The following is an 11,965-nucleotide window of genomic DNA, read 5'->3' as shown; positions in this document are numbered from 1 at the left end:
CAATATACTTGAAAGTACCAAATTGAACTGAAAAATATGGAAACAAACATAACGCACGAAGATACAGTAACAAGAGTAATGGAAGCTCTGGAAAGCATCAGACCGTTTTTGAATAAAGACGGTGGTGATATTGAGCTTATTGATGTGAAAGATAATCAGGTGTTTGTGAAACTTTTAGGTAACTGTTCCGGGTGCTCATTGAATTTTTCAACCTTAAAGCTAGGCGTTGAAAATACCATCAAGCAACATGCTCCGGAAATCGAAAAGGTAATCAACGTAGAGTAAAATTATATCTGAGATATTTTTAAAAGACAGGTTTTTTAAAGCCTGTCTTTTTTTGTTGAAAGAAATGATAATAACAAACCCCCGCAGATTGTAAGCCTGCGAGGGTTCTGATTATTAAAAACAATAATCAGGAAAATATAACTATGAATGCTGTGCTAAAAATCTCTTATAGTTCTCTTCATTTTCAAAATAAGCTACTTCACCTTCGTCACTGATCATAACAATATAGGCATCCGCTTTGTCTATTGTTTTTCCACTGAACGGATCTATGGCTTCTCTGGCTGTTTTATCCTTGGGAATCCTTTCTACACACATTTCACAGCAGCCGTAATACATTTTTCCGGCATGAGGAACCTCTATTTGTTTTTTACCCATGTAGGCATTATTAACCATACATACCGTTTCATTGGGAACTCTGTCCCCTTTTGCAAACTTTCCGGAAGTTTCCGGCTTCATTTGTTGAGCCATTGTTGGCTGCTCCGCATTAACTTTCTTAGATTTTTCCTGAGTGCATGCAGATAGCGCAACAGCACTGAAAATAATCATGAATGCGTTTCTGATTACTATTGTCATTGTTGATATTATTTGATTAAACTTCCTTCTAAAATCTCTTCATTTCCCTTCTTAATAATAGCGTCACCTTCTGACAGATCGCCGAAGACTTCAATGGTATCATTCAGTATTCTTCCTTTTTTTACAGGGACAAATCTGGCTTTTCCATTTTCTTTTTTAATGATATAAATTCCCATATTGCTTTCCACCAAAGCAGATCGGGGAATAAAAAATGTAGCCTCAGTATTCTGTAAAGGGATCGTGGATTCAGCAATCATGAAAGGTTTTAATTCTTTAGAATGATTGATAAAATCGGCTTCTATTTTTTCCGAACGCAGTTTTAGGTCTAAAGAACCTGATTTTCTGGATATCCTTGCTTTAAAACTCTTTTCAGGAAGAGCATTGACCCTGAATGAAACAGTATCTCCTACACTGAGGTAAGGAACATTGGCTTCAGGAACGGATAAACTGAGCCGAAGCTTTGAAGTATTCTGCACTACCAAAAGTGGAGTTCCACCCATGGGTCCTACATAAGCTCCTAAATCTACATTTCTTTCCGTAATGACCCCGCTGAAAGGAGCACGGATAATCAGATAGCGGTTGATATCCTGCAATTCGTGGTATGCCGACTTTGCAGCGTTAAGCTGTGCCTGATCAGATAATTTTCTTGCAGTAATCTGATCGAGTGCGTCTTTTGCAATAGCTCCTCTCGTTTCATTTGCTCTGTACATTCTTTCATAGCTCGATTTTGTTGAAGTGTATATGGCTTCCTGTGCCTCCCATTTTGCTTTTGCACTGGCAGCCTGTGATTGTATTTCCGGAGCTTCAAGAATCATCAGAACCTGTCCGGCATTTACGTAAGAGCCAATATCAACATTGATTTTCTTAACATAGCTTTGAACCTTGGCAAATAATGCCGTCTCCTGATCCGGAACGAGTTCACCAGGAAGTTTCAGGTCAACTTTAGGATTGCTTTTCTTAATAATTACAGTTTCCATACTGTTCATCATCATAGGTTTAGTTTCCGGTTTGGGAGTCTCTTTTTCCTGATTACAGGAAACCTGGATAACGAGAAAACTTAAGATTGCGGCTGTATATAAAATATTTTTCATTGAATGTAAAAATTATGGGTGGGTATTAGAATAGTGAATGCTTTCCTCATCTTCAGGATCTAATGAAGGAGAAATAATGCTTGCGTTGTTTTGAATCCATCCAAAAACTAGCGGAAGGATAACCAGTACAGAAAATGTAGAGAAAATAAGTCCTCCGATAACTGCCCGGCCGAGTGGAGATACCTGATCTCCGCCTTCGCCAAAACCGATAGCCATAGGAAGCATTCCGGCCGCCATGGCCAGTGTGGTCATAATAATAGGACGAATACGCAGTCTGGCAGCTTCAATACCTGCTTCGGAAGCATTACCCGTCGATTTTCTGATCGTCTCTGCATTACTGATCAATAAAACAGCATTGGCAATAGACACTCCGACAGACATAATAAGTCCCATATACGATTGCAGGTTTAAGGTTGAGCCTGTAATTTTTAATAAGGCTAAAGATCCTACAACAACGAACGGAACGGTAGTAAGAATAACCAGAGACACTCTGAAAGACTGAAAAGTTGCTGCAAGCATCAGGAAAATAACTGCCGCAGCAATAAGCAATCCTGAAGAAAGACTGTTCATCGTTTCTTCCAATACCGGTGACATTCCTGAAACTTCAATATTGACTCCTTTGGGAAGTTCTCCTAGTGATTCAATTGCTTTTTTCACGTCTTTAGAAGCCTTCTCCAGATCGGTTTTGTGAATATTGGCTGTAACTGTAGTATAGCCCATCGTTCCCAGGTTATAGCTTTCACCCAATTCTTTTGAAGGAGTAATTGTAGCTACATCTCCTAGAACAGGTCTGTCAGAATTTTTAGATAATGGAAGGCTGGAAAGTTCCTCTTTGCTGTTCAGAATATTTTGAGGAGTCTGAACCTGTACATCATAGGCGATTCCCATCATTCCTCCTACCCAGAAATTTTTATTGGTATATCGGGTAGAAGCGGTGGCTGTTACCAATGATTTTGCAATATCCTGAGCATCCAGTCCCAATTGGGCAGCCCGTGTTCTGTCTATATTGATCTGAAGGGCAGGATAGCTCATCGATTGAGGAATCTGCTGGTCACGCATATATTCAATTTCTTTCAGCTTAGTTAAAAGCTTTTCTGCATACATACGATTCATTTTTTTCATCATACCTGAAACCCTAATTTCTATTGGAGTATTGGTGCCCTGACTCAAAATTTTCTCTGTCAGTTCAATAGGCTCAAAAGAGATTTGGAGATCCGGCATTTTCTCTTTATAATATTTGCGGAGCTCATCTTTAAGTTCATCCGAATTACCATCGAATTTTTTTAATGCAACCTGCATCAAAGCCTCATGCGGCCCTGCATTGTACAGATAGATAGGACTCACTGCAAAGGTGGAAGGATGTTGTCCGATAAAGACTGAAGAAATGGCAATATTGTCTTTTCCTACCTTTACTTTCAGGTGGTCCAGAAACTTTTTGACTTTTATTTCTGTAACTTCAATACGAGTTCCTTCCGCAGCTTTTATACGAACCTGAAACTGTCGTGAATTAACAGCAGGCAATACATCTTTTCCTGTGATCTGATACAGCCCTGCACCAAGACATAACACGAATGCCAGACTTAGACTCACCATCATCTTCTTACGTTTCATCAATGAAGATAAAAATCCAGTGAAGCGGTCACGGAAATGGGTAAACCAGTTAGGTTTATGAATTTCACAGGTTTTAGGCTCATGTTTTATCATCCAGTTGGCCATTACCGGAACAAAAGTCTGTGACAGAACAAAAGAAACAATCATAGAAAAACCGATTGCCATAGCCAGAGGCATAAACAATGATCCCGGAATACCATTCATCATAAAGGCTGGCGCGAATACTGCCAGAATACAAAGCATAATCAATAATTTAGGAAAGGCAATCTCCTGGCAGGCATCCCATATGGCTTGTGCACGCGTTTTACCCATGGCAAAATGCTGATGTATATTTTCAATAGTCACCGTGCTTTCATCTACCAGAATTCCAATTGCCAGTGCGAGTCCTGATAAAGACATGATATTAATGGATTGTCCGAATAATTTCAGGAATAATACCCCGGAAATAATAGAAATAGGAATAGTCATGATAACAATAAGAGCAGCTCTGCGGTCATTGAGGAACAACATCACCATAAGACCAGTAAGTAAAGCTCCAAGAATTCCTTCAACAGCCAGACTTTTTAAAGCATTTGAAATATAAACAGACTGATCAAATTCATAGGAAATCTGGACATCATCCGGCATATTTCTTTGAATTTTAGGTAATGCTTTTTTTAGTTTATTAACTACTTCCAGGGTAGACGCATTGCTGGCTTTAGCGATATTGATGTAAACCGAACGCTTGCCGTCTATTAATGCATATCCGGTGGCAATATCTGCTCCGTCTTTTACCGTTGCTACATCCCGGATATATACATTGTCTGCTGTGCCTTTGAAAAGCGGAATATCTCCAAGCTCCTCCACTTTTTTTACCGTATTATTGGTAGGTGTGAGGTAATTGGTTTCACCGATATACACATTTCCGGATGGAGAAGTAATATTATTACGGCTTATAGCTTCCACTACCTGTTCCGGAGACATATGATGAGCCCGGAGTTTTACAGGATCTACATTTATTTCTATGGTACGTGGGCTTCCTCCGAATGGTGGAGCAGTCGTCAGCCCCGGAATAGCGATCAGAAAAGGACGTGCATTGAAATTAGCAATATCCTGAAGCTCGTTATTGGTTTTTGTATTGCTGCGGAAAACCAATTGTCCTACAGGCTGTGAAGAAGAATCAAACCGGATAATAAACGGAGGCGGTGCTCCGGGAGGTAAAAATACCTGTGAGCGGGTGGAAAGAGCATTAATCTGTGCAATGGCTTCTCCCATGTTGGTTCCTTCGTAGAAATTCACTTTCATCAGGGTAAGTCCCTGAGTGTTTTTAGATTCAATACTTTTGATTCCGTTGGTAAACAAAAGCATATTCACATACATTTTAGTAAAATATCCTTCCATCTGCTGTGGTGTATACCCATTGAAAGAATGGGCAACATAGACTACAGGAAGATTCATATCCGGAAGAATATCTACTTTAACATCTTTTGCTGCTTTGATTCCAAAAAACAGCAGACCCAATACCAATACCATTACAGATATCGGTCTGCGTAATGCAAACTTTATAAGATTCATGTTTAAATTTTTGGTGAGTGGGTAATTGCTTTTGTAATCAGTGAAATATCTCCATGGGAAGCAGCAATGAGTACAATGGCCTGCCAGGAATTGTTTTGGGCAATCTCATAATTGATTTCAGCCCGATTCAGAAGATACAAAGCCTGCGTGAAGTCTACAATGGTTGTCAACCCATTTTCATACAATGCTTTCTGCTGATGAAAGGCTTCCGTTGCCGCTTCCATCTGAATTTTGGCTTCTGCTACTTTTACCAATGCATTTTTATACTGCAGTTCAGAAAGACTTTGTTGATTATTAAGTTCCTGTTGCAGCTGCTGATAGTCAAAATCCAATGCTTTTGTCATCAGTTTCTGCTCATTCACTCGGGATTGGTTTCTGTAAAAATCTGTAAGATTCCAGCTGAGGTTAAAACCCACCACATAGTTCATTCTGTCTACTCCGATTCCCTTTAAATAAGATTGTGAAAAAGCAGAATTATCCTGAACATAATTCCATCCGAAACCGGAACCACGTCCCTGAAATACGCCAAAAAGAGAAAGAGAAGGAAGTCCGGTTGTCGTTAAATAAGCCTCCTGTTTTTTACTTTTATTAAGGTGTCCGTTAATAAGAAGAATATTAGGATGAGTTTCAAGAGATGAGTTTTCCTGAACAAAGGAAGGAATACTTTTGCTGAAATAATGATCCAGTTGATATTCTGTAAAGTTCTCTGCCAGGAGATCTGATAGTTTTTTATTGTATTCCAGTACATGATCGTTGGCATTGATGATTGCAGTCTGTGCACTGGACATTTCTGCTTTTGCCAGGGAAGCATCTACTTCAGGAATGAGACCGCTTTCTGCTCTTGCTTTGGCAATGGTATAGATAACTTCGGAGCGTTTGTGATTTTCATGCTGTACATTTTCAAGGCGCTGGCTTACCAAAAGATTGAAATAAACTGCAGCTGTTTTGATCTGATGCTGAAAAATCTCTTGATTCAGATCTGCTTTCTGAAGTTCTATGTCAGCTGTTTCTACATTTTCTTTGGATTTAAGTTTTCCGAAAGTATAGACATTCCAGTTGATGTTGGCCAGATATAAACTTCCGAATGCTGCATTCCAGTTTTGTTCTGCCAATGGCATAGAGGTAGAGGCTGCTCCAAGGCCACCTTGACTGTACATCGGACCATTTTGGGCGTTGATGGTTCCAAAGTTTTGCTGAGCCATCACTGTAACTTCCGGAAGATAATACGTCTTTTGAAGTTTAAGCCTTTCATGTGACGCCTGTATATTGATTTCCTTTTTTTTGATAGACTGGTAATTTTTTTCGGCCCTTAGTAATACTTCCTCTAAACCCGTAATTTGGGCAAAGGATAGGGCAGGGCAGCCCAGCCATAAGATGAGTGCTCTGAATGATAAATTCATAGGATATATTTAGAATTAAAAATTGAAAAATAATTGTCCCGATCGGGATTATCGTATAATTCAATCTATTCTAAATTCTATAAACGCAATGAAGGATGAAAAGGGAAGGATAATTGAGATGGTATTTTGAAGGATCAAAATAGAACGTATGGTTTTCAGGATCAAGAACTGATGCCTGCTCAAATACAGTTCCTAAAGTATAATACGGAATGGAAGCTGATAAAAACTTAACCGGAGAATTTTTGTAAGAATGCGGAAGATTGTCTTCCTTACAGATCTTTTTGACTTCCAGTTTACAGCATCCACTATGGTTTTTCTGTTTATTGGCTTTACATTTGGAGCAATCCAGATCAGAAAGTTTTTTCAGTCCTACATGGATCTCACTTGAATTTCCTTTACATACATGCCTGCTGGTTGTAAACCCTGAGGAAACCACGATGTATAGGAGGAGAAACAGTATGTGAAAGACTTTTTTCATTTCGCGGGATAAAATTAAAGTGAATATCTGCCGCAGTGTTATAGAATTATGGAGGAAGTTTATATTTTAAAGGAAAAAGCGTTGTTGAAGCTTAATAAAAAATGACCTAGATGCAATCTAAGTCATTTTTTTATGTTTTATTGTTTTACCACTCTATTCCCCACTCCTGTAATAGAAACATCAGGTTTTCCTGATTTTGTTCCTGAAGTTCGGTAGTATACTGTGTTATTACCTCCTTCTATGGAAACTTTATCCACTTTATCAATATATACTTTGTTACCCGTTCCCGAAACTGCAATCTTTTTTGCACTTCCTTTGATCGTTACCGTATTGTCACCACCTTCTACTTCAGCAACTCCTCCGTTGAGAGAATAATTGAGTTGGTGGCCTACACCTTCTACATGTACAATCTTCTTATTGTCCGTTTTTTCTACACCTTTTGCAGATTCTGTTTTCCTGGATTGTGAAAAAGCTGTTCCTGTCCCGAGTAAAAGGATAGCCAGAATTCCTGCTGTTTTAATATTTTTCATTGTGATTGGATTTTGATTGGAGTAAATATAGAAATAAAATGATTTTTTCAGGTATTTTAAAAGTTAAATCATCTTAAATATAAAGCTTTTAAGACACTGTTTTTTCAATGATTTAAGAAATAGGGCTGATGTCATTTTATCAACAACAAAAAAGCTCCGGAAATCCGAAGCTTTTTCAATCAACTAAATATTATATTTTACTTTATAATAATTCTTTTTATCTGTCCTTCTGAGGTTTTTACAAGGTAAACTCCTGTAGAAAGATTGGACGTGCTTATTGTTAAAGCATTTTTCTCTTTTCCGATTAATTTCCCGGACATATCATACAATTCGTAATCCTGTTTTCTGTTGAAATAAAGAGTGTTTCCTTTGTTTACGGGATTAGGGAATATATTGAATGTCGCCTGCTCAGTTTTAATTTCACCAGTTCCAAGTGTTGTTGGTGTAGCGACTTCAAATATGGAGAGCGTTCCACTGATTTCATTGGCAACGATCACATAACCATTGGCGGCTGTATTTTGGGGAGCAATGTAGATAATTCCTTCAGGGCCATTGTCTCCTCCATATGCGGAAGTTGATCGTGAATGTTTATAATCTGTGAAGGTAGGATTATTAGGATCTGTAATATTGTAAACCATAACACCACCTGTTCTTTCTAAGGTAATGAAAGCATAAGTCTGCCCGTTGATATTTCCTAATGCCACTCCTTCTGGTTCAGGACCTTTAGCACGGCTTCTGTTTTTGACAGCATTTGATTCATTATCTGCATTGAAAATCAATGGATGCTTCACGGAAATATATCTTTCAAACTGATCACCACTATCATAAACAATCTGCTTGGTATCTGCATTGAAAATGGAGAATGAACGAGCCCCTAAAGCTGCGATTTCTTCAAATTCTGTATCTCCGTCTGTATTTCCGGTAGCAGATGAAACCCTGAATCTTCCAAGATTATAAGAAGCCTTTAAAATATTTGAATGAGGGAAAAGTACAGAATCTAAAGTATAAGTATTAGCTCCTACAGTTGTTCTCTCACTATATCCGGAAAGATCTTTTTCATCACCTTCATTGGCGGTTACAATATAATTCGTGCTACCTACCTTATAATTCTGTACTGCATCCGGAGTATAATAGGCTTTCACCGGCCAGTTGGCAATTAAAACCTCTCCATTATTGTCCGAAGCATCAAATCCGTTCCCCGGAATACTCATGTCTTTTTTGCCTAATCCCCAAATTCCTGTGATAGTTTTGGTTGCCAGGTTAATCTCTGCGATGGCATTATTTTCCTGAAGGGTTACCCATGCTTTCTGACTGTCTGAACTGATGGTTACATATTCTGGTTCCAGATCCTGAGAAAGCGTATTATTCGTTCTTACTTTTCTTAATCCGGTAGCTGTTAAAGCTGCTACCTGAGAATCAAAACTATTGAAATTGAGTGTTGTTACATTACTTTGGGTAAGATTTCCAATCCCTCCGGAAATATCAATGATGCTGATAGTTCCTTCAGGATCTACCGTATAAGCGTCATTAGGTTCTCCTTCGTTGGCGGTCACTACTTTTGTTCCGTCAGGGGAGAAGGTGATCATATCCGGTAAAGCTCCTACAGTTACCTGTTTCAGGAAGTTTCCGTTAATATCAAAGAATACTACAGAACCATTTTGCTGAGGATCAGTATTCGGAGATGCGGCTGCGATGATTCCGTTTTTTACGGCAATACTCGTAATTCCTCCATAAGGAGCCATATTGACTGTTTTTACAACTGATGGAGCTGCCGGAGTACTGAAATCAATAATATCAAAAACATCTGTAATCGAGCTGATCGTGAACAAACGTTGTGTGGATGCATCATGAACTACAATTTCTGTAGAGCTGCTATTATTTCCTGAAGGATCAAAACTTCCGAGGTAATTCAATTGAATCTGATGGGAAGGAACAGGTGTCGGCTTATCATTATCTACAATATAAACGGTTGCCGAATTATCTCCTGATATTGTTGCTCCCACAGGATTTTCAAGACTTACTACAAAATATTCAGCCTGCTGTTCTGCCACTGTGTCATCAATAATCGGAATATTCACGATGTAGCTTGTTGTAGAAGGTGTAATAGAAATAGTTTGGTTGGCTAAAGTAAAATCATTAGCATCAGCTGTACTGAATGGTGCTGGTTTAACAACAAGATTTACTGTAGAGGTTGATGGATTCGTGATATTAATTTTTAACGCCAGGTTTCCTGCATTTTCATTGACTTTAATGAAATTCTTTTCTAAGGAAATAATAGTTCCGGCAGTCGTAAAAGTACTGGACGTAACGGCAGTAACGCCATTATCACTGAAATCCTCTACCGTATTGGGCTTAAGGGCTACATAATACGTTTGTCCCGGTACCAAGCCGGAAGCCGGAATTACGGTGATGGTATTATTACTGAAAGTGGTAGTAAAGGGAACTTGTGTACCTGAAGCATTTCCAAGACGGAAATCTATAAGGTTTTGTGCATTAGAATCGTTGATTGCTGAATTGTCTGTTAATCTTACATTCTCATTAAAAGAAATAGTAGGATTTACGGTAATTGAAGCGTTATTGGTAGTATTAGCAGGAAGATAAGTGACCGCTGGTGGAGTTGTGTCTGCACTTCCAACAGAGGTTGCATCTACTGTAAAATTATCAAAACGGTTGTTTCCTCCTGTTCCGCCTCCTGTTGCAGAGAATTCAACTTTTAATTTAAAATCAGGATTATTATTAGCTCCCTGAATAGCAGAAAAATCCAATGTAGCCAATTGTGGATCTGCATCCTGAGGATTCACCGTCTGAAGTTGTACAAAGGCAGTTCCGTCTGTGGAATAAGACCATGTCTGCGTTCCGGCTCCCTGTCCGGATCTTCTGGTCGTGAACTTAACAATGACATTCTTGTATCCTGTTGTAGGAAGATTAAATTGTAAAGCTCCTCCAATCGGATTATTGAATCTTAAATGAGTTCCGGATGCATCACCATTTCTGGCATTTAAATTTTGCAAATCAAAATTCTGTCCCGTACCACCGGCAAAATCAATTATACTTGTTCCTCCTGCTATCGCTGCAAGAGAGCCATTCACCATGGTTGACGATGGGGTAGTGACTGCAGCAGCAGAAGTGTTATTGTTGAAATTCCAGTAATGAATCAGTGTCTGTCCGAAAAGACCGCTCTGAAAAAAGAAGGCAGCTATCACAGACCCTTTTAATAGGTAGTTGTTGATCATTTTTACTTCAATTAGATATGCAAAAATGAACTTTCTGTTTCGCAACTATTTTAATGGAATCTTAAGAAATGTTTAAAAAATAGGTTTGTTTCTGATAAAAGATAGAATTTTGTTCGAATAAGAGAGTTGAGATGAAATTATTTTCCTGATTTTCCGGAAAAATTTAAAATCGTTCCTGATTTATTTCCTTCCAGCGGATGTTTCTGCATATAAAAATATCCTGAAACAGCAGTCACAAGCAACAGTACAAAAATAACCAGAACAATTCTTTTTAACATGTCTCTCATAGTGCTAAATTTTTAATATCTCTAATTTCTAAAGTAGATGTTGGGTATCCATTTTGTGTCACTTTGATCATTGCTCTACCCACTTCGTGTAAAGTTAATGATTTTGATTGGAAAAAAACAGGAAAAATCCAAATAAAAGGTTTAAAAAACCATTTTACATTCAATTGACCATCAACGGGTTTCATAAATCCGGGACGGAAATTATAAGCTCCTTTGAAATTCATTCTTTTCAGATCATTCTCTGTTTTCCCTTTTACGCGTGCCCACATCAGTTTACCACTCTCTGTACTGTCTGTGCTTGCTCCGGAGACATAGCTGAAAACCATGTCCGGATTTTGGTTTAAAACAGCTTTTGCAAAATGGAGGGTTGTATCGTAAGTGATTTTGGTGTAGTCTTCTTCATTCATCCCTACACTGCTTATTCCTGCGCAGAAAAAGCAGGCATCATAGCCTTTCAGGTTTTCATCATGAAGATCTATGGATAGAAAGTCAGGGATAAGATATTCTTTCAGTTTGGGATGTGTTTTTCCGGAAGGTTTTCGGCTTATGCTCAGGATTTCAGAAACATTAGGATTTTCAAGACATTCCATTAAAACACCTTCGCCTACCATTCCTGTAGCTCCGGTAAGAATTATTTTGATTAGGTTCATTGCTTTGCTATTGATACTGGTATGACGGATGAAGATGAGGTTTTACTTTAAAATTCTGAAAAATTTTTATTAGAAGATAAAAGATAAAAGATAAAAGATAAAAGATAAAAGATGTTTGTGTTAAAATTCAATAGGGGTGGACTTTAGCTCGTCTTTAAAAATGGTAAATCTTCTTATTGGCTTTAGCCAAAACTTAATAATATGAGAGAGCATAGAGATTGCTTCGTCGCGTTGCTCCTCGCAATGACAATGTGCGAAACAGCTTCTCAAAGA

The 11,965-nt window shown here is 38.4% G+C and carries 10 protein-coding genes; 1 reads left to right on the top strand and 9 read right to left on the bottom strand.

Features of this window, described 5'->3' with window-relative positions; translation table 11 throughout:
- The first annotated feature begins 36 nt into the window (after nt 1–36).
- Complete coding sequence (locus tag ODR02_RS14950) at nt 37–285, top strand: NifU family protein (protein WP_002977212.1); 249 nt, start codon at nt 37–39, stop codon at nt 283–285.
- A 141-nt stretch (nt 286–426) separates the two neighbouring features.
- Here the strand turns inward: ODR02_RS14950 and ODR02_RS14945 are convergent, their stop codons facing one another.
- The 9 genes from ODR02_RS14945 to ODR02_RS14905 form a co-directional block, all read right to left on the bottom strand.
- The gene (locus ODR02_RS14945; protein ID WP_209787849.1) at nt 427–858 is read right to left on the bottom strand and encodes a hypothetical protein; all 432 of its coding nucleotides are present in this window, start codon (nt 856–858) and stop codon (nt 427–429) included.
- Between the two features lie 8 nt (nt 859–866).
- Complete coding sequence (locus tag ODR02_RS14940; RefSeq protein WP_209787851.1) at nt 867–1,949, bottom strand: efflux RND transporter periplasmic adaptor subunit; 1,083 nt, start codon at nt 1,947–1,949, stop codon at nt 867–869.
- 12 nt (nt 1,950–1,961) lie between these two features.
- Nucleotides 1,962–5,114 (bottom strand): efflux RND transporter permease subunit, encoded by a 3,153-nt coding sequence (locus ODR02_RS14935; protein ID WP_309512670.1) that lies wholly within the window; start codon nt 5,112–5,114, stop codon nt 1,962–1,964.
- 2 nt (nt 5,115–5,116) lie between these two features.
- The gene (locus tag ODR02_RS14930) at nt 5,117–6,514 is read right to left on the bottom strand and encodes a TolC family protein (RefSeq protein WP_209787854.1); all 1,398 of its coding nucleotides are present in this window, start codon (nt 6,512–6,514) and stop codon (nt 5,117–5,119) included.
- A gap of 70 nt (nt 6,515–6,584) precedes the next feature.
- Nucleotides 6,585–6,992 carry an HYC_CC_PP family protein gene (locus tag ODR02_RS14925; RefSeq protein ID WP_309512669.1) on the bottom strand — a complete coding sequence of 136 codons (408 nt, stop codon included), beginning with the start codon at nt 6,990–6,992 and terminating at the stop codon, nt 6,585–6,587.
- Between the two features lie 137 nt (nt 6,993–7,129).
- Nucleotides 7,130–7,522, bottom strand: a complete 393-nt coding sequence (locus ODR02_RS14920) for a DUF3060 domain-containing protein (RefSeq protein ID WP_209787857.1) — start codon at nt 7,520–7,522, stop codon at nt 7,130–7,132.
- A gap of 197 nt (nt 7,523–7,719) precedes the next feature.
- Entirely contained in the window at nt 7,720–10,755 is a 3,036-nt protein-coding gene (locus tag ODR02_RS14915) for a choice-of-anchor I family protein (RefSeq protein WP_309512668.1), read from the bottom strand.
- Nucleotides 10,756–10,892: 137 nt separating this feature from the next.
- Nucleotides 10,893–11,042: a hypothetical protein gene (locus tag ODR02_RS14910; protein WP_156106575.1), complete on the bottom strand. Its 150-nt coding sequence runs from the start codon at nt 11,040–11,042 to the stop codon at nt 10,893–10,895.
- Nucleotides 11,039–11,692: an NAD-dependent epimerase/dehydratase family protein gene (locus ODR02_RS14905; RefSeq protein ID WP_309512667.1), complete on the bottom strand. Its 654-nt coding sequence runs from the start codon at nt 11,690–11,692 to the stop codon at nt 11,039–11,041. Before ODR02_RS14905 ends, ODR02_RS14910 begins: the two co-directional genes overlap by 4 nt.
- Nucleotides 11,693–11,965 lie beyond the last annotated feature (273 nt).

Origin of the sequence: Chryseobacterium sp. CFS2 (assembly GCF_036543225.1) — a bacterium.
Classification (GTDB): Bacteria; Bacteroidota; Bacteroidia; order Flavobacteriales; family Weeksellaceae; genus Chryseobacterium; species Chryseobacterium culicis_A.
The sequence above is the reverse complement of the archived record's forward strand: the minus strand, read 5'-3'. Positions and strand labels throughout refer to the sequence as shown.

What these genes read in the sequence shown, in the direction of transcription:
- ODR02_RS14915 (WP_309512668.1), bottom strand. Translation starts at nt 10,755, where the DNA reads ATGATCAACAACTACCTATTAAAAGGGTCTGTGATAGCTGCCTTCTTT.
- ODR02_RS14920 (WP_209787857.1), bottom strand. Translation starts at nt 7,522, where the DNA reads ATGAAAAATATTAAAACAGCAGGAATTCTGGCTATCCTTTTACTCGGG.
- ODR02_RS14950 (WP_002977212.1), top strand. Translation starts at nt 37, where the DNA reads ATGGAAACAAACATAACGCACGAAGATACAGTAACAAGAGTAATGGAA.
- ODR02_RS14905 (WP_309512667.1), bottom strand. Translation starts at nt 11,692, where the DNA reads ATGAACCTAATCAAAATAATTCTTACCGGAGCTACAGGAATGGTAGGC.
- ODR02_RS14925 (WP_309512669.1), bottom strand. Translation starts at nt 6,992, where the DNA reads ATGAAAAAAGTCTTTCACATACTGTTTCTCCTCCTATACATCGTGGTT.
- ODR02_RS14945 (WP_209787849.1), bottom strand. Translation starts at nt 858, where the DNA reads ATGACAATAGTAATCAGAAACGCATTCATGATTATTTTCAGTGCTGTT.
- ODR02_RS14935 (WP_309512670.1), bottom strand. Translation starts at nt 5,114, where the DNA reads ATGAATCTTATAAAGTTTGCATTACGCAGACCGATATCTGTAATGGTA.
- ODR02_RS14930 (WP_209787854.1), bottom strand. Translation starts at nt 6,514, where the DNA reads ATGAATTTATCATTCAGAGCACTCATCTTATGGCTGGGCTGCCCTGCC.
- ODR02_RS14940 (WP_209787851.1), bottom strand. Translation starts at nt 1,949, where the DNA reads ATGAAAAATATTTTATATACAGCCGCAATCTTAAGTTTTCTCGTTATC.
- ODR02_RS14910 (WP_156106575.1), bottom strand. Translation starts at nt 11,042, where the DNA reads ATGAGAGACATGTTAAAAAGAATTGTTCTGGTTATTTTTGTACTGTTG.